Source organism: Nocardioides sp. Z35_8, from assembly GCF_059621125.1.
The window spans coordinates 824,508-847,191 of the sequence record NZ_JCAQIE010000001.1; the positions used below are offsets into that span (position 1 = coordinate 824,508).

18 protein-coding genes are annotated in these 22,684 nt (G+C 73.1%); 7 read left to right on the forward strand and 11 right to left on the reverse strand.

The window, feature by feature from the left end:
• The first annotated feature begins 18 nt into the window (after nt 1-18).
• Complete coding sequence (locus AC54T2_RS04005; RefSeq protein ID WP_186339625.1) at nt 19-1,422, forward strand: MFS transporter; 1,404 nt, start codon at nt 19-21, stop codon at nt 1,420-1,422.
• 35 nt (nt 1,423-1,457) lie between these two features.
• Here the strand turns inward: AC54T2_RS04005 and AC54T2_RS04010 are convergent, their stop codons facing one another.
• Complete coding sequence (locus AC54T2_RS04010; protein WP_496665580.1) at nt 1,458-2,330, reverse strand: sigma-70 family RNA polymerase sigma factor; 873 nt, start codon at nt 2,328-2,330, stop codon at nt 1,458-1,460.
• 99 nt (nt 2,331-2,429) lie between these two features.
• On the opposite strand from AC54T2_RS04010, the gene AC54T2_RS04015 reads away from it, so the two are divergent.
• Nucleotides 2,430-3,566 (forward strand): alpha/beta hydrolase family protein, encoded by a 1,137-nt coding sequence (locus AC54T2_RS04015; RefSeq protein ID WP_496665581.1) that lies wholly within the window; start codon nt 2,430-2,432, stop codon nt 3,564-3,566.
• Nucleotides 3,567-3,601: 35 nt separating this feature from the next.
• Nucleotides 3,602-4,024, forward strand: a complete 423-nt coding sequence (locus tag AC54T2_RS04020) for a hypothetical protein (RefSeq protein WP_186339627.1) — start codon at nt 3,602-3,604, stop codon at nt 4,022-4,024.
• A gap of 94 nt (nt 4,025-4,118) precedes the next feature.
• On the opposite strand, the gene AC54T2_RS04025 is transcribed toward AC54T2_RS04020, so the two are convergent.
• From AC54T2_RS04025 to AC54T2_RS04060, 8 genes are all read right to left on the reverse strand, one after another.
• A complete protein-coding gene (locus AC54T2_RS04025) occupies nt 4,119-6,584 on the reverse strand; it encodes an immune inhibitor A domain-containing protein (RefSeq protein WP_496665582.1) in 2,466 nt (821 codons plus the stop codon).
• A gap of 125 nt (nt 6,585-6,709) precedes the next feature.
• The gene (locus AC54T2_RS04030) at nt 6,710-8,128 is read right to left on the reverse strand and encodes an MFS transporter (RefSeq protein ID WP_241005263.1); all 1,419 of its coding nucleotides are present in this window, start codon (nt 8,126-8,128) and stop codon (nt 6,710-6,712) included.
• A 127-nt stretch (nt 8,129-8,255) separates the two neighbouring features.
• Nucleotides 8,256-10,535, reverse strand: coding sequence for a catalase/peroxidase HPI (katG, locus tag AC54T2_RS04035; protein WP_496665583.1), 2,280 nt, complete (start codon nt 10,533-10,535; stop codon nt 8,256-8,258).
• 68 nt (nt 10,536-10,603) lie between these two features.
• Nucleotides 10,604-11,038 (reverse strand): Fur family transcriptional regulator, encoded by a 435-nt coding sequence (locus tag AC54T2_RS04040; protein WP_186339630.1) that lies wholly within the window; start codon nt 11,036-11,038, stop codon nt 10,604-10,606.
• Nucleotides 11,039-11,089: 51 nt separating this feature from the next.
• On the reverse strand, nt 11,090-11,641 hold the full coding sequence (locus tag AC54T2_RS04045; RefSeq protein ID WP_186339631.1) for a GNAT family N-acetyltransferase: 552 nt from the start codon (nt 11,639-11,641) through the stop codon (nt 11,090-11,092).
• Nucleotides 11,642-11,700: 59 nt separating this feature from the next.
• Nucleotides 11,701-12,570 (reverse strand): aldo/keto reductase, encoded by an 870-nt coding sequence (locus AC54T2_RS04050; protein WP_496665584.1) that lies wholly within the window; start codon nt 12,568-12,570, stop codon nt 11,701-11,703.
• A gap of 187 nt (nt 12,571-12,757) precedes the next feature.
• The gene (locus tag AC54T2_RS04055) at nt 12,758-13,162 is read right to left on the reverse strand and encodes a DUF6069 family protein (protein WP_496665585.1); all 405 of its coding nucleotides are present in this window, start codon (nt 13,160-13,162) and stop codon (nt 12,758-12,760) included.
• Nucleotides 13,159-14,160, reverse strand: coding sequence for an RNA polymerase subunit sigma-70 (locus tag AC54T2_RS04060; protein ID WP_186339635.1), 1,002 nt, complete (start codon nt 14,158-14,160; stop codon nt 13,159-13,161). Before AC54T2_RS04060 ends, AC54T2_RS04055 begins: the two co-directional genes overlap by 4 nt.
• Nucleotides 14,161-14,362: 202 nt before the next feature.
• On the opposite strand from AC54T2_RS04060, the gene AC54T2_RS04065 reads away from it, so the two are divergent.
• Nucleotides 14,363-17,365, forward strand: a complete 3,003-nt coding sequence (locus AC54T2_RS04065) for a reprolysin-like metallopeptidase (protein ID WP_496665586.1) — start codon at nt 14,363-14,365, stop codon at nt 17,363-17,365.
• 182 nt (nt 17,366-17,547) lie between these two features.
• Here AC54T2_RS04065 and AC54T2_RS04070 read toward each other — a convergent pair whose 3' ends face one another.
• Together AC54T2_RS04070 and AC54T2_RS04075 are read right to left on the reverse strand one after the other, a co-directional pair.
• On the reverse strand, nt 17,548-18,579 hold the full coding sequence (locus AC54T2_RS04070; protein WP_496665587.1) for an AMP-binding protein: 1,032 nt from the start codon (nt 18,577-18,579) through the stop codon (nt 17,548-17,550).
• A 192-nt stretch (nt 18,580-18,771) separates the two neighbouring features.
• Nucleotides 18,772-19,827, reverse strand: a complete 1,056-nt coding sequence (locus tag AC54T2_RS04075; RefSeq protein WP_496665588.1) for a hypothetical protein — start codon at nt 19,825-19,827, stop codon at nt 18,772-18,774.
• A 115-nt stretch (nt 19,828-19,942) separates the two neighbouring features.
• On the opposite strand from AC54T2_RS04075, the gene AC54T2_RS04080 reads away from it, so the two are divergent.
• The 3 genes from AC54T2_RS04080 (at nt 19,943) to AC54T2_RS04090 (ending at nt 22,468) form a co-directional block, all read left to right on the forward strand.
• Entirely contained in the window at nt 19,943-20,563 is a 621-nt protein-coding gene (locus AC54T2_RS04080; RefSeq protein ID WP_489976384.1) for a TetR family transcriptional regulator, read from the forward strand.
• A 132-nt stretch (nt 20,564-20,695) separates the two neighbouring features.
• Entirely contained in the window at nt 20,696-21,526 is an 831-nt protein-coding gene (locus AC54T2_RS04085; RefSeq protein ID WP_496665589.1) for a class II glutamine amidotransferase, read from the forward strand.
• Nucleotides 21,527-21,592: 66 nt separating this feature from the next.
• Nucleotides 21,593-22,468, forward strand: coding sequence for an HDOD domain-containing protein (locus AC54T2_RS04090; RefSeq protein WP_489976386.1), 876 nt, complete (start codon nt 21,593-21,595; stop codon nt 22,466-22,468).
• Nucleotides 22,469-22,684 lie beyond the last annotated feature (216 nt).

Consider the following 22,684-nt stretch of genomic DNA (forward strand, 5'->3'; position numbering starts at 1 on the left):
CGGACAGGGGGCGCGCACATGGCGAGGTCACGCAGCGTCGCGGGCGGGTGGCTGGTCGTCGTCTGCTGCCTCTCGCAGTTCCTGCACACCGTCTACGGCAGCGTCGCCAACATCGCCCTGCCGGACATCTCGCGCGACCTCGGCGCCGGACTGGGCTCCCTGCAGTGGGTGGTGAGCGCCTACGTGCTGAGCCTGGCGAGCCTGTTGGTCTTCGCGGGCAACCTCGCCGACCGGATCGGCCGACGGCGCGTGCTCGTGCTGGGCAACGTGGTGATGGTCGTCGGCTCGATCGTCTGCGCCCTCAGCACCTCGGTGCCATCGCTCGTCGTCGGGCGGGTCGTCCAGGGTGTCGGCAGCGCCCTGATCGCGCCGGCCGGCCTGTCCCTGCTGGCGGCGGCGTTCCCCGAGACCGCGCGGCGCGCCGTCGCGGTGATGTGGTGGACGACGATCGGCACCGCGTCGCTCGCCGCGGGCCCGATCCTCGGCGGTCTGCTCGTCAAGGACCTCGGCTGGACATCGGTCTTCTGGGCCGGGGTGCCGCTGGGGGGGGTCGCGTCAGTCCTCGCGGTCGCGCTCCTGCAGGAGTCGCGTTCCGAGCGCCCGACCCCGTTCGACGGTGTCGGCCAGGTACTGCTGACCCTCCTCCTCGCCGCGGTCGCGTTCACCCTCATCGAAGGGTCGCACCTCGGGTGGACGTCCGCGCCGGTGCTCGCTGCCGCCCTCGTCGCCGTCGCCTCACTGGTCGCCCTCGCGCCCTACGAGCTGCGCCGCTCCGACCCGCTGCTGCCGCTGCACCTGCTGGGCGACCGGCCGTTCGTCACCGCGCTGTCCATGGCGGTGGCGGGCTACCTCGCGCTCGCGGGCCTGCTGTTCGTCAACACGTTCTACCTGCAGTCCGAGCGCGGGCTGGACGCCACGCAGGCCGGTCTCATGACGATCCCGCTGGCCGCGGGCGCCACCGCCTCGGCCCTCCTGGCGGCGCGCCTCGTGGCCGGCGGCCACTCCCGTGCGGCACTGGTCGCCAGCGGCGTGCTCATCGCCCTCGGCGCCGGAGGTCTGTGGACGACCGAGTCGGCGGCGCTGTGGACGGTCGTCGTCCCCTACTTCGTCTTCGGTCTCGGGTTCGGCCTCATCGCCGATCCCGTCAGCGTCACCGCGCTCTCCGAGCTGCCGACCGCGGAGGCGGGGCTGGCGTCCAGCCTCATCTCCACCTCCAAGCAGACCGGCCAGCTGATCGGCATCGCCGGCGTCGGCTCGATCCTCGCCATACCGCAGACGTCGTCGGACGCACTGGCGTTCGACCACATGGGCGGGTGGGTGTGGGCGGTGCTGCTGGTCGCCGGGGTGCTCATCGCCGGGCTCGCGCTCAGCACGCCTCGCGAGCGGATCGCCGTGCCCCACAAGCCGCCCGTCCACCACTGACCGCCTCCACCGGGCGGTCCGCGCCACGGCGCTCGTCACGACCTCGCTGCGTCGCCCTCGCGCCGCACGACCTGCTCCAGCACGGCAGGATCGGCGCGGAAGGTGATCGCCCGGACCCGGCCGTCGGCCACCTCGAAGTCGAAGACGACGGCAGCCGCCCCGCGGTGGAACCACGCCGAGGCGGGACGGTCGCCGACGAAGACGGCCAGGGCCGCCTGGGCGCTGCCGTTGAAGAAGGTCGCCACCTCGTCGCGGCCCACGATGGACGCGGGCGTGCCCATCAGGACGGCCGCCTCGTCGGCACCGACCACCGCGTCGGGCGCGAGCAGCCGCAGCAGCCGCTGGAAGTCGCCGCCCCGGGCCGCGGCCATGAACGCGTCGACCACCTCCCAGTCGGCCAGCGCGTCCTCCGGGGCGGGTTGGGACACCTTGGCGCGGGCCCGCGAGGCGAGCTTGCGGGCCGAGACCTCGGTGGTGTCGAGGACGGCGCCGATGGTCGCGAAGTCGAACCCGAAGCTGTCGTGCAGCACGAACGCGACCCGCTCGCGCGGCGACAACCGGTCGATCACCGCCTGGAGGGCGATCCCGACGGTGTCGGCGAGCGCGACGTCGTCCGCCGGGTCGGGCGGGGCCTCGACCCAGAGCTCGGCCGTCGCGTCGTCGAGCACGGGGTCCTCCACGGGGACGGGCGTACGCGCGCGGAGCCGGTCGAGGCACAGCCGGGTGGTGACGGTGGTGAGCCAGGCGGCCAGGTTGTCGATCTCGGTGCCGTCGCGGTCCGCGGCGCGCTCGAGCCGCAGCCAGGCCTGCTGGACGACGTCCTCGCCCTCGGCGTGGTCGCCGAGCACCCGCGCGGCGAGCACGAGCAGCCGTGGCCGCTCGGCCTCGAAGGCCTCCGTCCGGTCCATGGGTCCACCTTTGCGCGTGCACGACGTCTCGACCAGTCGACGCACCAGCGGCCGCGGACGTGACACCCGCGCGACCGGCCGCCTTGCACACTGGAGGACATGCAGGCTCTCCGGCTCCGGGCCGCGGCCCCGATGGCGACCGTCGTCGCGCTCCTGGTGCTGCTCACCGGCTGCAACGGCGGCGGCGCGGATGGCGACGCGGGCGGCGGCGAGGCGCCGAGATCCAGCGGCACGCCGTCCGCCGAGCCCACCGAGAAACGCACCCAGGACCCGTCCGAGGAGCCCACCGCGCAGCCGTCCGAGCAGCCGTCCGAGGAGCCCAGCGAGGAGCTCGCGCCGGCCCATCCCCTCTCGATGGCCGCCCTGTCGCGGGCCGAGCTGACCGGTGGCGGGCTCCGGCTCGGCGCCGTGCGCGAGCAGACGGCCGCCTACACGTCGTACGACGTCACCTTCGCCTCCACGACGGCGGGCGAGGGCACGCGGCCGCTGCGGATCAGCGGGGTGCTCAACGTGCCGCGCGGGCGCGGGCCGTTCCCGGCGGTCGTGCTGGCCCACGGCTACATCGACCCCGCCTCCTACCTCCGCGGCCAGGGCATGACCCGCGAACGCGGCTTCCTGGCCCAGCGCGGCTACGTCGCGCTGCACGTCGACTACCGCAACCACGCCGAGTCGAGCGACGACCCGCGCATCGAGACGGCCGTGCGGCTCGGCTACGCCGCGGACGCGATCGCCGCCCTGCACGCGCTGCGGGAGTCGCGTGACGTGCGCGTCGACCCCGACCGGATCGCGCTGTTCGGGCGGTCGATGGGGGGCGGGGTGATGATGCGCGCGCTGGCCGCCGAGCCGGGTCTGTTCGCCGCCGGCGTCGGCTGGGCCTCGGTGTCGAGCCTGGAGGCCGACAACTTCGCGCAGTTCCAGCGTCCCGACGCGCCGCTCGCCCAGCTCGCGGCCGGCTTCCGCGGCCGGCACGGCCTGCCGGCCGACGATCCGGAGTTCTGGCGCGGCATCTCGGCGCGACCCCGCTTCGGCGACGTCACCGAGCCGGTGCTGATGGTGCACGGACGCCTCGACGACACCTGCCCGCCCGCGTGGGCGCGAGCCACCCAGCGCGCCATGACGCGGGCCGGGGTCGACGCGACCCTCGAGTGGTACGACGACGGGCACGCGTTCGGCCCGGCGTTCATCGCTGCGATGGATCGCACGGTGCGCTTCCTCGACGCCCGGATGCCGGCCTGACGGAGCCGTCGACCACCTCCCGGCGTCCCACCACCATGCGCTCTCGGACCGTCGCCCTCCTCGCCCTCCTGCTCACGGTGTCCGTCTCGGGGTGTGGCGATCGCGAGCCGGGCGACTCCGACCCGACCACGAAGCCGACCGCCACCGAGCCCAGCACCGAGCCCAGCACCGAGCCCAGTTCCGATCCCAGCTCGGAGCCCACTGGGGCGCCGACCACCGGCAGCACCACCCCGCCGAGCGAGGCCCTGCAGAAGGTGCGGGTGGTCGGCGAGGTCGTGCTGATCGGCGACTGCCTCGCGGTGCGCGACGACCACGCGATCACGTGGACGATCACCGGCGGTCCGGCCGCCGACCTGGTGCCCGGCGACCGGGTCGCGGTGACGGGTGCGCCCGACCTGGCGGCGACCGGGTGCGCCGGGTCGGTCGTCCGGGCGTCGGCGGTCCGGGTCCTGGGTTGACGCACCGGGTGACGCAGCGAGGGCCGGGAGCCATGCGGCTCCCGGCCCTCGCTGCGACCTGGTCGTCAGGCCGACGGCGTCGGCCCGACGGGGATCAGCGCACGCGGATCCGCATGCTGGTGCCGCTCTGGGAGAGCACCTGGATCTTCACGCCCACTCCGGCCACCTTCACGCCGACGCGGGGCAGGCCCGCGGCCGCGTACGGCGCGAAGTAGCGGTTGGGGTCGCTGTCGTCGAAGAGCGGGTTGGCCGCTCGTCCACGGATGTAGCTGCGCCGACCGTTGGCCGTCAGGTAGAAGGAGTCGGACGTCTGCAGGCTGAACGGCGCGTCGTAGGTCTGGATGCGTCCGCGCCACGCGGCCCCCTGGAGGTTGTAGTGCGGCTCCGGGTTGGCGTCGACAGGCAGCACCAAGCCACTGCCGGGGTGCTGGCTGGTGTTGTTGTCGGTGTAGGACGAGTCCCAGTAGTTGACCAGCAGGCCGTCCTGGTAGGGGAACTTCTCCACGAAGTCGGGCCGGTCGGCGAAGCTGAAGTTGTAGGGACCGGTCTGGAGGTACTTGTCGTAGGAGACGTACTGGCGGTTGCTGGCCAGGTAGAACTGGTCGTAGGCGGTGTTGTAGCTGGCTCCCACCGAGGAGAAGCCGGCCAGGGCCCACCCGTTGGGCGAGGTCTCGGCGCCGTCGGCGAGCACGGTCGTGGTGCCGTTGGTCACCTTGATGTCGTCGACCAGCAGACCGGACCAGCCGAGGGCGGGGTCCTGTCCCTCGACGGCACCGTCGGTGGCGTAGCGGGCGCGGAACCCGATCGTCGTGCCGGCGTAGGCCGACAGGTCGAAGGTGGCCGCGACGTAGCCGTTGCTGACCCCGTCGATGCCCGGCTCCTTGACCGGGTCGTTGTCGGGGTTGGCGTCACCGTCGGTGTCCGGGTCGATCGACGCTGTGTCGAGCGCCGTCCAGGTGCCGCTGCCCGCGGGGGACTCGACCTCGAACCAGGCGTAGTCGTAGTCCTCCTCGATGTTCCACGCGGCCTTCAGCGACAGGGACGTCGTGCCGGCCGGGACGGCCAGGTCGGCGCGGGACATCGACGAGCGGTAGTTGTTGCCGCGACCGCTGTACCACTGCTTGGCGCCCTCGGTCGGGGTGAGCAGCGCGGTCGGGATCTGCTTGTCGGGGAGCACGACCGCGACGCCCTGGGCCTTCGCGGAGTTGTACTCGTGGGGGCCGAGGTCGATCGTGCGGTCCTGGCCCGCGACCACGGTCTCGTAGTCGAGCCAGCCCAGCTGCAGCTTGTCCCACACGCCGAGGTCGGCGGTGCGGGTGCCGATGCCCTGGTCGCCCGCGGCCGACACGCGGCTCTGGGCCATCAGGGTCCACCAGCTGACGGGGTTGTCGCCCGAGGCGGCCGTGTCGTAGTGGTCGGGCAGGCCGAGGTCGTGGCCGTACTCGTGCGCGACGACGGACAGGCCGCCGTTCTCCGGCTGCACGGTGTAGTCGGCCACCCAGATGCCGGTGTTGCCGATCTGCGTGCCGCCGTCGGGGTTGGCGACGCCGCCGGGGGTCGGGCCCTGGCCGGTGTTCTGGAAGGCCTTCCAGCGGTGGCTCCAGATCGCGTCCTCGCCGTAGAGCGGGTCGCCGTCGGCCTGGTCGCCGCCGGCGTGGATGATCTGGAAGCGGTCGATGTAGCCGTCGGGCTCGTCGAAGTTGCCGTCGCCGTCGAAGTCGTTGCGGTCACGGATGTCGTACTGCGACACCGTGCGCTTGATCTGGGCGTCGGTCCTGCCGGCGGCCTTCTGGTCGGCGACCCAGGCGTTCATGCCGTCGGAGACGAGGTTCCAGACGTTGGTGCAGTTGGTGCCGCCGCAGGGGTAGCCGTTGCTGCGGCCGTAGCGCGCCTGGTTGTAGGGCACCGTCGTGACGTCGGTGACCATGCCCTCGACGCTGTAGCGGCCCGAGGACTGACGCTCGTAGTAGGTCTTGAGCGACTCGACGCCCTCGCCCTCACCGAAGTAGAGGTCGCGGTAGTAGCGCTTGTTGAAGTTGGGGCGCCACTGGGTGGAGTTGTCGTCGGCTCCCGGCTTGGGGATCTCGTTGAACCCCGGTCCGTCGAAGCGCGTGGGCCCGGCCGTCAGTGGATCGGTGTCACGGTCGGGGAAGTCGGGGTGGCGCTGGGTGCCGTAGTCGACGAGGAACACGAACACCTTGTCGGTGCGCTCGTTGCTCAGCTCGACGTACTGGTCCTGGGTGGCGGCCGCGGCCTTGGCCTTGCGGCCACGGGCGTTGGTGGAACGTGCGGCGGCCGGCTCCGTGCCGACCTTGAGCACGCTGTTGCCGTTGACGGTCTGCGGCGCGGCCTCGCCGCTCAGCACGTCGGCCCAGGCCTGCTGCCGGAGCGCCTCCTGCTTCTCCGCTGCCGGGTTGGGCAGGACGTGCTCGGCGGTGGCCGCACGCGCCTCATCGGCGCTGCGCTGGTCGTCCGCCGGGGCGGCGTACGAGGGAGCGAGGCTCAGTGCCCCGGCCCCGGTGATCAGGGCCAGGGACAGCCCAAGGGTCGTGGATCTCACGAGACTTCCTTTCCGAGAGGCAGGAAGGCGGGCGGGATCGGCCACGACAACTCCCTGCCCTGCGGACACTAAGCGCGGAGGCGGGGTCTTGAACAGGGCCAACCTTGGGGAAACTGACCGATCGGTCAGTGCATGGGGGGCGCCTCGAGCTCCTGGGGAGGCGCCGAGGCGTAGGCGTCCGAGAGGCGTCGGTAGGGCGCGGAGGCCAGCGCGGCGAGCACGGTGACGAACATGATCGCGCCGGCGATCAGGAACACCAGCGCGATCCCACGCGCGTCGCCGTCGCCGAGCAGCCACCGCCAGGTGTCGCGGCCCTCCGGCGACTCCATGTAGGGGATGAGGGCGAACTCGGCGACCGGACCGATGAGGAACGCCGAGATCGGGCTGGCGGCCAGCTCGACGCTCTGGGCGAACCCGAACACCCGTCCCTGGGTGCGGAACGGGACGACGCGCTGGAGGATCGTCTGCTCGGCCGACTCGGCGGCCGGGATGATGCACATGAACACGAAGAGGCCCACGACGTAGAGCCACGCCGACTCCCGCAGCGTGAACGTCATCCCGAGGACGGCGACGGCGACGTTGACCAGCAGCAGGGTGCGCACGGGGTTGGCGCCGAGACCGAAGCGGGCGACCAGACCGCCGCCGACGACGAATCCGATGCCCGTGACCCCGAGCACGACGCCCCAGGCCTCCACGCTGAACAGCGTGAGGCCGTAGGGGTCCATCAGCGCGATGTAGACGCCGTTGACGAGGTTGTTGAACGTCGAGAAGAGGATCAGCGCGACCAGTCCGGGCACGGCTCGGATGGCGGCGACCGCGCCGCGCACGTCGAAGCGGGAGGCACCCGCCTCGGGCACCGGGTCGAGCTCGGGGATCGGGATCGGCAGCAGGTGGAGCAGCGAGGCCGCGGTGAGCGCGATCGCGACGGCGAGCGTCCAGCCCATGCCGAGCAGGCCGACGCTGAGCCCGCTGAAGACGCTGGTGATCATGAACGCGACGCCCTGGACGGTGCCCACCAGGCCGTTGGCCTTGTCGCGGCCGTCCTCGGGGACGAGGAGCGTCACGGTGGTGGAGAGGGCGATGTTGCGCAGGCTCTCCACGACGCCGCCGACCAGCACGACGGCGGCGAACAGCCAGAACCACGCGCTGCCCCAGTCGGCCAGGCGCTCCTCGCCCAGCAGCACCCACAGCCCGCCCGACGCCGCGTAGGCGACGAGCGTGACCGTCGAGGAGGCGACCATCACCCGCTTCTTGCGGTGGTGGTCGACCAGGGTGCCGAAGTAGGTGCCGCAGACGGCGGTGAACAGCATGTAGCCGCCGCCGATGATCGCGGTGGCCATGACCGAGCGCGTCTCGAGGTAGGCCCAGAACGTGAGGGCGAACCAGAGATAGCTCGAGGTGACGTTGGCGACCAGCGTGTTGACGAGCACGTGGCGGAACGTGCGCAGGGTCTCCTGGCCGCGGGTCACCCCCGGCGGGAGATGTGCCTCGACGAGCGGGGCCGCGGGGGCCGCCGGCACCGGGTCGAGGTCGTCCTTGGACACACCGCGACCCTAGGCGCCCCCACCGACACCGCGCCTCCGACTTCTGGCCCCGCTCTCCGGGCGGGGAGCCGCCCGGACGCGACGACGGCCCGGACCCCGCAGAGGGGTCCGGGCCGTCGCAGGCGGGTCAGCGCAGGTCGAAGCGGTCCAGCTCCATGACCTTGGCCCAGGCCGCGGCGAAGTCGGCCACGAACTTCTCGCGGGCGTCGTCGCTCGCGTAGACCTCGGCCAGCGCCCGCAGCTGCGAGTTGGAGCCGAAGATCAGGTCGACCGCGGTGGCGGTCCACTTCAGCTCGCCGGTCGCGGCGTCGCGGATGTCGTAGACGCCCTCCTCGGACTCCGAGGCCTTCCACTGCGCGCCGGGGGCGAGCAGGTTGGCGAAGAAGTCGTTGGTGAGCACGCCCGGGCGGTCGGTGAGGACGCCGTGCTGGACGCCGCCGACGTTGTTGCCCAGGGCACGGAGACCGCCGACGAGGACGGTCATCTCGGGCGCCGTGAGGTCGAGCATGTAGGCGCGGTCGACCAGCAGCGTCTCGGGCCGCAGCTTGGCGCCGGGGCGCACGTAGTTGCGGAACCCGTCGGCGCGCGGCTCGAGCACCCGGAAGGAGTCGACGTCGGTCTGCTCCTGGGTCGCGTCGGTGCGACCGGCGTGGAACGGCACCGTGACCTCGACGCCCGCGTCGCGGGCGGCCTTCTCGACCGCGGCGTTGCCGGCGAGGACGATCAGGTCGGCGAGCGAGACCTGCGCCCCGCCCTTGGCGTTGAAGTCGGCGCGGATCGACTCGAGCTGGTCCAGCACGCGGGAGAGCTGCTCGGGCTGGTTGATCTCCCAGGTGCGCTGCGGCTCGAGGCGGATGCGGGCACCGTTGGCGCCGCCGCGCTTGTCGGTGGAGCGGAAGCTCGCGGCCGAGGCCCACGCGGTGGAGACCAGCTCGGAGACCGAGAGGCCGGAGTCGAGCACGGCGGCCTTGAGGGTCGCGATGTCGGCGTCGCCGACGAGCTCGCCCTCGACCGGCGGGACCGGGTCCTGCCAGAGCTGCGCCTCGGGCACCCAGGGGCCGAGGAAGCGGCTGACGGGGCCCATGTCGCGGTGCAGCAGCTTGTACCAGGCCTTGGCGAAGGCCAGGCGGAACTCCTCGGGGTTGTCCTTGAAGCGACGCGAGATCTTGTCGTACTCGGGGTCCATGCGCAGCGCCAGGTCGGAGGTGAGCATGCGGGGCTCGCGACGCGGGTCGCCCTCGTGGGCGCCCGGCACCATGTCGGCGCCCGCGCCGTTCTTCGGGCGCCACTGGTGGGCGCCCGACGGGGACTCCATCAGCTCCCAGTCGTAGGCGTAGAGGATGTGGAAGAACTCGTTGTCCCACCGGGTCGGGTGATAGGTCCAGGTGACCTCGAGGCCGGAGGTGATCGTGTCGCCGGCCTTGCCGCTGCCGAACTCGCTCTTCCAGCCCAGGCCCTGCTGCTCGAGCGGCGCGCCCTCGGGCTCGGGGCCCACGAGGGAGGCGTCGCCGGCGCCGTGGGTCTTGCCGAACGTGTGGCCGCCGGCGATCAGCGCGACGGTCTCCTCGTCGTTCATCGCCATCCGCGCGAACGTGGTGCGGATGTCGCGCGCGGACGCGATCGGGTCGGGGTTGCCGTTGGGGCCCTCGGGGTTGACGTAGATCAGGCCCATCTGGACCGCGCCGAGGACCTCGTCGAGCTCACGCTCGCCGGAGTAGCGCTCGTCGCCGAGCCAGGTGTCCTCGGGGCCCCAGAAGATCTCCTCCGGCTCCCAGACGTCCTCGCGGCCGAAGGCGAAGCCGAAGTTCTCGAAGCCCATGTCCTCCATGGCGACCGTGCCGGCCAGGACGATCAGGTCGGCCCAGGAGATCTTCTGGCCGTACTTCTGCTTGACCGGCCACAGCAGGCGCCGCGCCTTGTCGAGGTTGGCGTTGTCGGGCCAGGAGTTGAGCGGGGCGAAGCGCTGGCCGCCGTCGCCCGCGCCGCCGCGGCCGTCGTAGATGCGGTAGGTGCCGGCGGCGTGCCAGCTCATCCGCACGAACAGGCCGCCGTAGTGGCCGAAGTCGGCGGGCCACCAGTCCTGCGAGGAGCGCATCAGCTCGACCAGGTCGGCCTTGAGCGCCTCGACGTCGAGCTTCTCGAACTCGCTCTTGTAGTCGAAGTCGGAGCCGAGCGGGTTGCCCTTCGGCGAGCGCGCGTGCAGGACCGAGAGGTCGAGCATGTCGGGCCACCAGTCCTGGAGGCTGTGGGGACGGCCGCCGGTCTTGGGCTGCGGCGAGTCGATCGCCGGGTTCTCGCTCTCGCTGCCCTGGGCGGTGGCGGAGTCGTGCATGACCGGGCACCCGGCCTCGGCCTTCCGGTCGACCCCCTGGGGGCTCTCGGGGGTGGTGTCCTGGCTGTCGGTCATGGTGAAAACCTTTCGAGAGGGGATCGGTGCGTGGCGTGGGGTGGGACGGGGGATGCGGCGGGGAGGCGTCAGGTGACGACGGCCCGGTCGGTGGAGCAGTCGGCGCACAGGCCCCAGTAGGTGACCTCGGCCTCGTCGACGACGAAGCCGCCGGTGCCGGAGGCGTCGAGGCAGGGGCGGGCACCGATCGCGCAGTCGACGTCGGCGACGACGCCGCACGAGCGGCACACGGCGTGGTGGTGGTTGTCGCCGACGCGCAGCTCGTAGCGCGCGGTGGAGCCGGCCGGCTGGATGCGGCGCACCAGCCCGGAGTCGGCGAGCGCGCCGAGGACGTCGTAGACGGCTTGGTGGGAGACGGTCGGCTCCTCGGTGCGCACGGCGGCGAGCAGGTTGCCGGTGTCGGCGTGCGGGTGACGGCGTACGGCGCGGAGCACGGCCAGACGCGGCCGGGTGACCCGGAGGTCAGCACTGCGCAGGAGGTGCTCGAAGTCGACGTCGTCCATCGCGCCCACCCTGCCCCGTTTTCTTGAACGAGTCAAGTTTGTGGCGACGCCTCAGTCGCGCGGGGGCGGGCCGGCCCACTCGCGGGCCAGGAGCGACCAGACCTCGAGGTCCTGGCGCTGGTCGCGGACCCAGAACGCCTCGCGCAGGGTGCCCTCGTGGGTGAATCCGAGCCGCTGCGCCACCCGCCGGCTGGCGTGGTTGCCCGGGGCGCAGCGCCACTCGACGCGGTGCATCCCCCGCTCGGTGAAGGCCCAGTCGAGCATCGCGGCGACCGCCCGGGTGACGATGCCCCGCCCGCGCGCCGGCGAGGCGAGGAAGACGCCCGCCTCGGCCGTGCGGGAGCGGGCGTTGATGCTCGGGAACAGCGTGCCGCCGACGAGCTCGTCCCCGACCCAGATGCCGAGGAGACGCCGGGTGCCCTCCCCGCGGGCCTTGGCGAAGCCCTCGATGAACCCGCGGGCGGCGTCGACGTCCTCGAAGCCCTCCCACGGCAGCCACTCGTAGAAGTCGGCGCCGTGCGCGCGGAACAGGCCGGCGAGCTGCTCGGCGTGCCAGGGCTCGAGGTCACACAGGCGGGCGTCGTCGATCTGCAGGCTCAGCACGCGCGCCACCCTAGGGCCGCCCGGCGACGCCTCGCGCGCGCCGGGCCGGCCCGCGCAGGTCAGCTCGCGTCGAGGCGCGCGAGCTCGTCGGCGGTGAGCTCGATGTCTGCCGCGGCGGCGGAGTCGACGATCGAGGCGGGCCGCTTGGCTCCGGGGATGGGGATCACGACCGGCGACTGGGCGAGCTCCCAGGCCAGCGCGACCTGCTGCGCGCTGATGCCGCGCTCGCGCGCGACCTCGGCGAAGGCGGGGTGCTTGTCGGCGAGCTCCTTGGCGTCGGACAGCCCGCCCAGCGGGCTCCACGGGAGGAAGGCCAGGCCGAGCTCGTCGCAGACGTCGATCTCGGGCCGGCTGGAGCGGAACTTGGGGCTGAACTGGTTCTGCACGCTCACCAACGCGTCACCCAGCACGGCGTGGGCGTCGCGGATCTGCTGCGGGTCGGCGTTGGAGAGGCCGATGTGCGCGACCTTGCCGCTGTCGGCGATCTCCTTGAGCGTGCCGATGACCTCCTCGTAGGGGACCTTCGGGTCGGGGCGGTGGTGCTGCCACAGCGCGATCTGCTCCACGCCGAGGCGCTGCAGGCTGGCGTCGACAGCCTCGCGGAGGTGGGTCGCGGAGCTGTCGGTGTCCCAGCCGCCGCCGTCGGTGCGGACGTGGCCGCCCTTGGTGGCGAGGAGGACGCGGTCACGTACGCCGAGCTCGTCGAGGATCGAGGCGATCAGGCGCTCGTTCTCACCCTGGGCGTCCCCACCCAGCTCGTCGCCGGGCCCGTAGGCGTCGGCGCTGTCGAAGAGGGTGACACCGGCGTCGAGGGCCGCCGAGACGGTGTCGAGCAGCTGCTGGCGCGGCTGCGTGCCGGTCTGGTCGAAGGTCATCAGGCCGAGGCCGACGGCGCCGACCTGCTGGTTGCCGAGAGTGCGCGTCTTCATGTCCCGACCCTACGGTCGACCGCCTGAGCCGCTGGGTGAGCCGCTGGGGCCCGAGCGCCTCGAGGAGCTCGAGGGGCCGCAGCGGGGCGCGGCGGCGCGGTAGTGAGGGACGGTCTACGCACGCTCCCTCGCCACGCCCCTGGGCCGGGACCTCGGCCTGCTGCCGGAGGCCAGGGGCCGACGCCCGTCAGGCCGAGGCCGCGCGGGCCGGCGTGCGCAGGGTGCGTGCGACGACCGGGACGACGACCGCGGCGGCGAGCAGGTGCAGCACGACGAGCGTCACCGCGGTGGCGGCGTCGGCGGCCGCCACGAACGGCGGGATGAGCGACAACGCGGTCAGCGCGGTCGTCGTAAGCAGCCACCACGCCACCGGGCGGGTGCTCCACCGCGACAGTGCCGCCGCGATCGGCACCCCGGCGGCAGCGAGGACCAGGGTGACGAAGGCGATGCCCGAGACCGGGATCGCCTCGCCCCCGTCGACCTCGAGGGTGACGCCCGCGCCGCGGGCGGCGGCGGCGACTGCGGCGTTGACGGCCGCGGCCGCGGCGGCCGCCCCGAGCCCGACCAGGGCGGTCCGGGCGAGCCCGCTCACCGCTGCACTCCCTCGCCGGGGAGCCGGTCGGGCAGGCCGAGGGAGGCGAAGCGGTCGGCGTCGAAGATGGTCACCTCGGTCACCGCCCCGCCGGAGATGCGGAGCACGTCGAGGGTCAGCGGGAGATGGGCCGCCTCCTGCTCGTTCCACAGGTAGTGGGCGACGGCCGGCTGCCGGTTGACCGCGGTCGGCAGCGCGCGGAAGCCGCTCATCTGCGGGTAGCCCTGGGCGACCCAGTCCGCCACGACCGCCTCGCGACCCACCAGCAGCCCCTGCGAGGGCGGCATCGCGAACCGGACGTCGTCGCGCAGCATCGTGGCGAGCGCGTCGATGTCGGTGGCGATGCTGGCCTCGGTGAAGCGTCGGACCAGGTCGCGCGTCGCGGTGTCGTCGTCCTCGCCGGTCCAGTCCTGGCGCTCGGCCGGCAGGTGCTGCCGCATGCCCGCGCGGGCACGCTGGAGGGCGCTGTTGACGGAGTTGACCGAGTCGCCGAGCAGCTCGGCGACCTCCTTGGCGGGCCAGCCGAGCACGTCACGGAGGATCAGCACGGCCCGCGGACGCGGAGCCAGGTGCTGCACCGCGACGAGGTAGGCGAGCTCGATGGTCTCCCGGGCGACGGCCAGCGCCTCGGGCTCGTCGGCGCCGTCGGCGCTCAGCTCGTCGAGCAGCCGGTCGGGGTAGGGCTGCAGCCACGGCACCTCGCCCCCGGAGGCCGGCTCGGGGCGGCGCCGGGCGAGCAGGTCGAGGCACACGTTGGTGGCGATCCGGTAGAGCCAGGCCCGCACCGGGGAGCGCCCCTCGTAGGTCGCCCGGGCGCGCCAGGCCCGGAGGTAGGCCTCCTGCACGGCGTCCTCGGCGTCCTGGAACGACCCGAGCATCCGGTAGCAGTGCACGTGGAGCTCGCGGCGGTGCCGCTCGGCGAGCGCCGCGAACTCCGTCTGGTCCATGGCCTGCCACGCGTCCATGTCGACCTCCTGGGTGATCGTCTCGAGCGTCATCGTCCAACCTTTCGTCCATCGTTGCCTGACACCCGTGTGACCGCTGCCGGACCCGGAACTCATCACCCGGCACACGACGGCCGCTCCGGGCGCGCCGTCCCACGATGCGGGAGGGGGGAGGACACCCCCCTCGGGGTGCACCCTTTCGGGGGCGACCTGCCTTACGTTTCGGACTTCCACCCCCCGTGAGATCAGAGGCTGCATGTCCCGTCCGCTCCGCTACCTGTCCCTGCTCGTCTCCGTCGCCCTCGCCCTCGTCGGGCTCCAGGCCCTGGCCCTGTCCGGCACCGCCGCCCCACCGCCCGACGACGGCTACTGGACCGCCAGCCAGCAGCGTCCCGGCGGTGACCGCGGCGACGCCGAACGCCGCGTCGAGCCGACCCGCTACGCCGCCTTCACCCTCGACCGCGACGCCATCAGCGCCGCGCTCGACCGGGCCCCCGCCGAGGACGCCGCCCGCTCCGACAGCACCGGCACCGTGGTGAGCGTTCCGGCTCCCAACGGCGAGCTGATCGACTTCCGCGTGCACGAGGTCGCCGTCATGGAGGCCGAGCTCGCCGCTCGTCACCCCGAGATCGCGACCTACGCCGGCCGCGCCGTCGGCGACCCGACCGCGACCATCCGCCTCGACCTCACGCCGATGGGCTTCCACGCCTCGGTGCGCGGCTCCGGTGAGCGTGCCGCCTGGTACGTCGACCCCGCCTGGAACGGCGACGACAGCCTCTACCTCTCCTACCGCCACGGCGACCTTCCCGCGAGCGAGCGGGGACTCGTCGAGCCCGAGCTCGACGACGACCTCGTCAAGGGTCTCGGCGACAAGTCCGCGGGCAAGGCCCCCGGCACCGAGGTCTCGCTGCGGACCTTCCGCCTCGCGCTGGTGACCGACCCGTCCTACGCGACCTACTTCGGCACCGCCAACGTGCTGGCCGAGAAGGTCACCCTGATGAACCGGGTCAACCAGATCTACAACGACGACCTCGCCGTGCGGATGCTGCTGATCAACGACACCGACAAGCTCAACCTCGACACCGCCGCCAAGGCGACCGAGGCCAACGGCCCGTGTGGCTCGGCACCGTGCTTCCCGCCCGCCACGCTCGCCGGCGGCTGCACCGGCGGTCTGCTCAACCGCAACCGCATCGTGCTCGGCCAGCTCGTCGGCGCGTCGGCCTACGACGTGGGCCACATCGCGCTCGGCGTCAACGGGGGCGGCGTCGCCGGCCTGGGCGTCATCGGCGGCGACGGCAAGGCCCGCGGCTGCACCGGCCTCCCCGCCCCCGAGGGCGACTACTTCGCGGTCGACTACGTCGCCCACGAGATCGGCCACCAGTTCGGCGGTCCGCACACCTTCAACGGCACCGAGCTCAACTGCTCCGGCAACCGCGGCGGATCGCCGTACGAGCCGGGCTCGGGCAGCTCGGTCATGGCCTACGCCGGCATCTGCCAGCAGGACAACCTCCAGCCGCACAGCGACCCGTACTTCTCGCAGCGCAGCATCACGGACATGACGACCACCATGACCGCCAACCGCGCGCCGATCAACGAGGTCCAGACGGTGTCCCTGCGCGGCTTCAGCGACGCCGAGTCGTTCACGCTGAGCTTCAACGCCCAGCAGACCCCGCCGATCGTGCGCGGCACCAACTACACCCTCGACGGGATCGACGCCGCCATCGAGGCCGTGACCGGCGTCGGGAGCGTGGAGGTGCGAGGTTTCGGTGACTTGCGGGTGGTTGCGCCCGCGCCCGGCAACGTCCCGACGCTCGACGACACCGGCTTCGAGGTGCGCTTCACCGGTGCCCCGTACGCCGGCACCGACGTCGCCGCGCTCGGCTTCGCGCCGGCCTCCGGTGACGTCACGGGCTTCGTCGGCGAGACCGCCCAGGGCGGCCCGCAGCGCAACGGCGGCTTCACCGTCACGCCGTCGGGCAACCACGCTCCGGAGGTGCAGGCCCCGGTGACGAAGACGATCCCGATCCGGACGCCGTTCGCGCTGACCGGCGAGGCCAGCGACCCCGACGGCGACCCGCTGGTCCACATCTGGGAGCAGAACGACCGCGGCGGCGCCGCCGGTACCGCGCTGGGCAACCAGACCAAGGTCGACGGCCCGCTGTTCCGGATCTTCGGGGTGCACGCCCCGGTGACCCCGGCCGGCGCGCTGCAGATCAACTCCCCCGGCGAGAACCTCGCCACGTCCAGCCCCACGCGGGTGTTCCCGGACATGGCGCAGATCCTGGCCAACAACACCAACGCGATCGACGGCACCTGCCCGGCCATGCCGACCAAGCCGCCGGTGGGCAGCCCGACCCCCGTCCCGCTCCCGACGGTCCCCGTCACCGAGTGCTTCGGGGAGTGGCTGCCGACCGCCGACTACGTGGGCTCCGCCGCGCAGCCCGGCGTCGGGTGGGACGGCAACGCCGAGCCGTCGCTCAACTTCCGCTTCACCGCCCGTGACCTCGCCCCCGAGGGCGGCGGCTACGCCTACAGCGACGTCAAGCTGCTCATCGACAAGACCACCGGCCCGTTCCGCGTGACGTCGAAGAGCGCCGCCAGCGCCGCCGCGGTGGGTGGTCGCACGGAGACCGTCTACTGGACCGCCAACACCGCGGCCCTGTCGCCCAACGTGAGGATCAGCCTCTCGCTCGACGGTGGCAAGACGTTCCCGACGGTGCTCGCCGAGAGCACGCCCAACGACGGCAACGCCCAGGTGACGTGGCCCGACGTGCCCAGCACCACGGCGCGGATCAAGGTCGAGGCGGTGGAGAACTACTTCTTCGACGTCAACGACGCGGACATCACGATCCTGTCCGACAACGTGCCGAGTGATGGTGGCACCACCACGCCGACGCCGACCCCGACCCCGACGCCGACCCCCACCCCCACCACGCCGAGTGCCGACAAGGTCGCGGCGCGGGTCTCGACCAAGATGGTCAAGCCGGTGGAGCTGGGCAGCCGGGTGAAGCTGCGGGTGGCCGTGGCCGCCCACGACGTCACGCCGTCGGGCAAGGTGCGGGTGACGGTGAAGGGCGCGGGCCGGTCGAAGGCCTGGACGAAGACGCTCGACGCCGGCGGCCGCGCCATCGTGAAGCTGCCCCGCTTCGCGCGCACCGGCAAGGTCAGGCTCGTCGTGCGCTACCGCGGCGACGACCAGGTCCGGGCCGGCACGAAGACGATCCGGTTCTCGGTGGTCGACCGGGGTCGCGCCAGCTGACGCGATCGTGAGTGACGAGGGGCCGTCGGTGGCGACACCGGCGGCCCCTCGTGCGTCCGGGCTCCGGACGGGGCGCCGGCACGGCACCGGTCACGGCACTGCTCGGGCGAGTCAGCCGGTGGCTGGTGGTCGACGAGCAGCGTGGCCACCGGGCCCTCGATGCCGAGGGCTTCGTCGAAGGTTCACGTCCGGGTCGGCAACGCCGGCAGGAAGGCCGAGGCGCCCGGCTCAGGGGGGAGCCGGAGGTCGAAGTCGTCCCCGCGCGCCCGGCGCGAACGACGCGGCAGGTCGGCGGCATCACCGAGGACGAGCGGCGGCGGCTGGGGCAGGTCCGCGGCGCGCAGGTCGGCGAGCTCGACGACCTCGACCGCCCCACCGAGGTCGCCGAGGGAGTCGAGGACGGCCCCGGCGTGCCGCTCGGGCACGACGACGACCGAGGGGCGCACGGCGGCCATGACGCCCGGCAGGCGAGCGGGGTCCTCGACCACGCAGAGGGCGAACCCGAGGTCGAGCTGCGTGCGCCGCACCACCTGGAGCAGCGCGTCGGCGGCGTCGGCGACGACGAGGGCACTCGACCGGGCCTGCACCAGGCCGTCGCGCAGCCCGGCCACCGGGACGCGACCCAGGGGCGCCCGCTCCGAGATCATCCGGGGGTCGGCGTCGTCCGGGTCGACGATGTCGTCCGAGCGCTCCACCAGCGTGGGGTCCATCACCAGGCGCTCCGCGCCGAGCTCGAGCAGGCGGTCCCACCCGCGGCCACCGTCGACGGCGAACAGCTCCGCCCGCGGGAGGGTGACCCCGTCGAGGCGCGACAGGTCGTCGGAGTCCTCGGCCACCACGAGGCGTACGTCGGCGTCGCCGAGCTCGCGGGCGAGGTCGCCCGCGGGGGCACCGGGGGCGACGTGCACCACCACGGCGCCGACGACCCGCAGCGCGAGGTCGAGCTCGGGGTGGGCGTGGTCCGCCGGCAGCAGCGACACGACGACCTGGTCCACCCGCAGCCCGCTGCGGACCAGGCCCGCGGCGGCGCGCTCGACCGTCTCGGCCACCTCAGCCCAGGTGCGCGTCGCGCCGGCCCCGGACGTCAGGACGAAGGCGACGTCGTGGGGACGCTCCGTGGCCAGGTGCGCCAGCGAGCGCCACGGGGACCACCGGGCAGGCGCGGTCGCGCGACCCGGCAGCGCCGGGGCGCGTGCGACCGGGATCTGGCCCATCGAGTTCTCCCCACGAGGATCAGCTGACGAGACGCCCACCCTTGCGGCCACCTCGCAGCAGGGTGTCCGTTTTACCCTCGCGTGGGTTGCCGGTGGGCAAGCCGTTGGTCGCTGGTCTGGTCAGCTGGTCAGGTCATGCCAGGTGCGGTGCACGCCTGCTGCCCCCGTCGGATCAGGCGGGATCAGGCGGGCTCAGGCGGGCTCGGGCGCCTGGCGAGCGACGCCGTACGCGTGGAGAGCGAGACCGGCGATCACCCAGGCGGCGAGGGTGAGAGCGGCGGTCAGTCCGCCCGCGCCGCCGAAGTAGGCGGCGGAGCGCACGAGGGTGCCGGCGGCGCCGGGCGGGAGGACCTGGCCGACGGTGCCCAGGCCCGCGGGCAGCCAGGCCCCGGTGGTGGCGATGCCGGCGAGCGGGTTGCCGAGGAACATCATGGTCATCGCGCCGATCGTGAAGCCCTTGCCGCCGAAGGCCTGCTGGAGCCCGCTGAGCAGGAACGCCAGTGCTGCGATGCCCAGTGCCATGGCGCCGGCGACGGGCCAGAACGCGGTCTCGATGCTGCCGAACCAGAAGCGCAGGACCCCCGAGACGATCAGGCCGCCCGCGACGGAGAAGCCGAGGACGCCGGCGAGCCGCCACGTCGGGCGGCGGGGGAAGATCGTGCGGAAGGCGACCGCCGGGACGATGCCGCCGAAGACGAGCGGGAACGCCAGCCCGCCGATGCCGATGCCCGTGGGGTCCGACTCGGGCAGCGCGACGACGTCGCTGGTGCTGACCTCGGCGCCGAGGGCCTGGCCGAGGCTCTGGGCCGTGGCGGTGACGGCGGAGGAGATCGCGGCCGAGCCGGCGCTCGCGACGACGGCGTGGACCTCGTCGCTGCCGACGACGAAGCCGCCGGCCACCTCCCGGTCCCGCACGGCGTCGGCCAGTGCGCGGGCGGAGTCGAAGCGCTCGAGGCGGTAGGCCTCGGGCGCCGTCGCGGCGAGGTCGTGCTCGACCTGCGTGGTCATCGCCGCGGATCCCACCACGCCGACCGGCAGGTGGTGCGCGCCGCTCTTGAGCGAGGGGAGGATGAAGAGCGCGAGGAGGAGCACCAGGAGCGCCCCCAGCCCGGCCGTCATCGCGATGGCGGCCACCAGCGGCGGAGGCGTCCGGCGTGCCGGCGTGCTCGGCCGTGAGCCGTCGTCGTCCACGCCCTCCCCGGTAATGGTGGGTGCGGTGGGGATGGAGACGGGCGTGGGGGTGGTCACGGGGGTCCTCGCGGAGAAGCCGGCCGGAGGCTTTTCCTCCGCTTATGTGGAGAACAATCCTCCGCTTATGCTGGTCGAGTCAAATCACCGACCCGCCCGGCACCAGGAGACCCCCATGCGATCGGACGCAGCCGAGCGGCGCGCCCGGATCATCCGAGCGGCCCGGCACCTCTTCGCGGCCGAGGGCGGCGAGGTCGCCCTGGAGGCCGTCGCCGACGCCGCCGGGGTCGGCATCGCCACGCTCTACCGCAACTTCGCGTCCAGGTCGGCGCTGGCCGACGAGGTGGTCCTCGCGATCCTGCTCGACATGCGCGCGGCCGCCGCCGACTCCATGGCCGACCTCGAGACCGACCCGGCGCACGCGTGGACGCGCTATGTCGGCAGGCTCGCCGACCTCGACCTCGGCGCGGTCTCCGCCGCCCTCACCGAGCACGTGACCCGCGACCTCGCCGCCCCCGTGCGAGAGGCCCAGGAGCAGACGCTCGCCGGGGTCGAGGGGGTGCTCGCGGCGGGCCGGCGGGCCGGGCTGGTCCGCGACGACGTGGCAGCGCTGGAGCTGGTGCTCGCCCTGGGGCTCGTCACCCGACCGCTGCCGGAGGCCATCCGGGATGCGGCACCCGACCTGGTCCCCCGACTGCTCGCCACCCTGCTCGCCGGGATGACACCCGGGCCGCGGCCTGCGTGGCTGGAGTCGTGGAGCCCCGAGCCGACCGGGGCGGTGCCACCGGGCACGTGACGCGGGCGCCCGGTGCGCGCCGCGGGGTCGTACGTCGAGGCGGACGGCGACCGCAGGAGGGCTGGCCCCACGACTCTGGGCGGCGCGGCGGCACCGGCGTATCGTGCAGAGAGGGACGAGGAGGAGGGGCCCATGTGTCGCTGGCTCGCCTACTCCGGCTCGCCGTTGCTGCTGGAGGACCTCCTCTTCAGGCCCACCAACTCCCTGGTGGTGCAGAGCAAGCGATCCGAGATGGGTGCCGAGGCCGTCAACGGCGACGGGTTCGGCGTCGGCTGGTATGGCGCGACGGGCACGCCCGGTCGCTACCGCAGCACCGAGCCGGCCTGGAACGACCTCAACCTGCGCGAGGTCGCCGCGGAGGTCCGGTCGCACCGGTTCTTCGCCCATGTCCGCGCAACCTCGGGCACCCCGGTGCAGCAGACGAACTGCCATCCCTTCCGCCACGACCGCTGGTTGTGGATGCACAACGGCGCCATCGCCTCCTTCTCGCGGGTCAAGCGCGACCTGACGCTGGCGGTGGCTCCCGACCTCTTCCCGCTGATCGCCGGGTCGAGCGACAGCGAGATCTTCTTCTACCTCGCGCTGACCTTCGGCCTCGAGGACGATCCGCCCGCCGCGGTCTCCCGGGCCGTCGCGCTGATCGAGCAGACGGGGCGTCGCCACGGCGTCGAGCACCCGCTCCAGATGACGGTGGCCACCACCGACGGCGAGACCACGTGGGCGTTCCGCTACGCCAGCGACGGGCACGCCCGGTCGCTGTTCCACAGCACCGACGTCGACACGATCAAGAGGCAGCACCCCGACCACCCCGTGCTCCACGACCTCTCCGCCGGCTCCCGGATCGTGGCCTCCGAGCCGCTCGGCACGCTGGTCGGGATGTGGCAGGAGGTCCCGGAGTCCACGCTCCTGGTGGTGCGCGACGGCGTGGAGGAGGTGCGTCCGTTCCGCCCGGTGGCACCCTGAGCGCCCGACCGGCTCCCGACCCCACCAATCCCTCAGGTCTGGCGCCGTCGTGCCGATCGGGACGACGTGACCACCGCACCGCTCGTGGACCAGGCGGACCTGTTGGCCGCCGCCGAGTCCGTCGAACCCCTTCCCCACACCATCGCCCGACTCGCCACGCTGGTCGCGGACCCCGACTCCGACATCCGCGAGATCAGCGAGACCGTGGCACTCGACGTCTCGCTGGCCGCGGACGTGCTGCGCCGGGCCAACTCGGTGGCGCTCGGCCACCGCGCCAACATCACGTCGGTGCGCGACGCCGTCGTCCGGCTCGGGTCCAGCACCCTGCTGTCGCTGACCATGGCCTCACGTGTCGGCGGCAGGATGCTGGCGGCGCTGCCGGCGTACGGCCTCAAGCCGGGAGCGCTCTGGGAGCGCTCGGTGGCCGCGTCGATCGCGGCCGAGGTGATCCGCTCCCGAGCCCGCGTCCCGGTCCCGGCGGAGGCAGGCACCGCAGCGCTGCTGCACGACTTCGGCATGGTCGTGCTGGCCCGGCACTTCGGCAACCAGATCCTGGACATGCTCGCCCTGGCCGCCGCCACCGACGGCCTCGACCTGGTCGAGACCGAGCGGCGGGTCCTCGGGCTCACCCACGCCGACATCGGCGCCGCGGTCGCCGAGGCGTGGGGACTCCCGCTGACGATCGTCGACGGCATCCGCGAGCACCACGAGGCACACGAGGACCTGTCCGCCGTGAGTGCGGCCGTGGCGCTGGCGTGTGCGATGTCGCACGAGATCACCACGCGCGACGAGGACCCGGAGGAGCTCGAGAGCCAGGTGACCCGGCACCACGAGGTGGCGCCGCTGCTGCAGGTCCTGCAGCTCGACGACCGCGCCTACCACGAGATCGTGGCGACGTCGCGCGAGCGCTTCGACGCGGTGGCCGACCGGTACAACGCCTGAGCCCCCCGGGGCACGCGGCTCGGCGGGAGGCATCGGCCAGGCGGGCGCTCTCGCTGTCGTCGACGATTCCCGCCGAGCGCTCCTGGAGGGTCTTGAGGTCATCGGCGAGGAACAGGTGGGTGTCAACGACGAGGTGCGCACTCGCCGTCGTGGGCGCAGCCGGGATGTACGTCTCCGAGAAACCCCGCCGACACTTGCCGTGACGTCACGTCACAC

What these genes read in the sequence shown, in the direction of transcription:
- katG (WP_496665583.1), bottom strand. Translation starts at nt 10,535, where the DNA reads ATGACCGACAGCCAGGACACCACCCCCGAGAGCCCCCAGGGGGTCGAC.
- AC54T2_RS04010 (WP_496665580.1), bottom strand. Translation starts at nt 2,330, where the DNA reads ATGGACCGGACGGAGGCCTTCGAGGCCGAGCGGCCACGGCTGCTCGTG.
- AC54T2_RS04065 (WP_496665586.1), top strand. Translation starts at nt 14,363, where the DNA reads ATGTCCCGTCCGCTCCGCTACCTGTCCCTGCTCGTCTCCGTCGCCCTC.
- AC54T2_RS04060 (WP_186339635.1), bottom strand. Translation starts at nt 14,160, where the DNA reads ATGACGCTCGAGACGATCACCCAGGAGGTCGACATGGACGCGTGGCAG.
- AC54T2_RS04020 (WP_186339627.1), top strand. Translation starts at nt 3,602, where the DNA reads ATGCGCTCTCGGACCGTCGCCCTCCTCGCCCTCCTGCTCACGGTGTCC.
- AC54T2_RS04050 (WP_496665584.1), bottom strand. Translation starts at nt 12,570, where the DNA reads ATGAAGACGCGCACTCTCGGCAACCAGCAGGTCGGCGCCGTCGGCCTC.
- AC54T2_RS04015 (WP_496665581.1), top strand. Translation starts at nt 2,430, where the DNA reads ATGCAGGCTCTCCGGCTCCGGGCCGCGGCCCCGATGGCGACCGTCGTC.
- AC54T2_RS04040 (WP_186339630.1), bottom strand. Translation starts at nt 11,038, where the DNA reads ATGGACGACGTCGACTTCGAGCACCTCCTGCGCAGTGCTGACCTCCGG.
- AC54T2_RS04005 (WP_186339625.1), top strand. Translation starts at nt 19, where the DNA reads ATGGCGAGGTCACGCAGCGTCGCGGGCGGGTGGCTGGTCGTCGTCTGC.
- AC54T2_RS04080 (WP_489976384.1), top strand. Translation starts at nt 19,943, where the DNA reads ATGCGATCGGACGCAGCCGAGCGGCGCGCCCGGATCATCCGAGCGGCC.
- AC54T2_RS04070 (WP_496665587.1), bottom strand. Translation starts at nt 18,579, where the DNA reads ATGGGCCAGATCCCGGTCGCACGCGCCCCGGCGCTGCCGGGTCGCGCG.
- AC54T2_RS04085 (WP_496665589.1), top strand. Translation starts at nt 20,696, where the DNA reads ATGTGTCGCTGGCTCGCCTACTCCGGCTCGCCGTTGCTGCTGGAGGAC.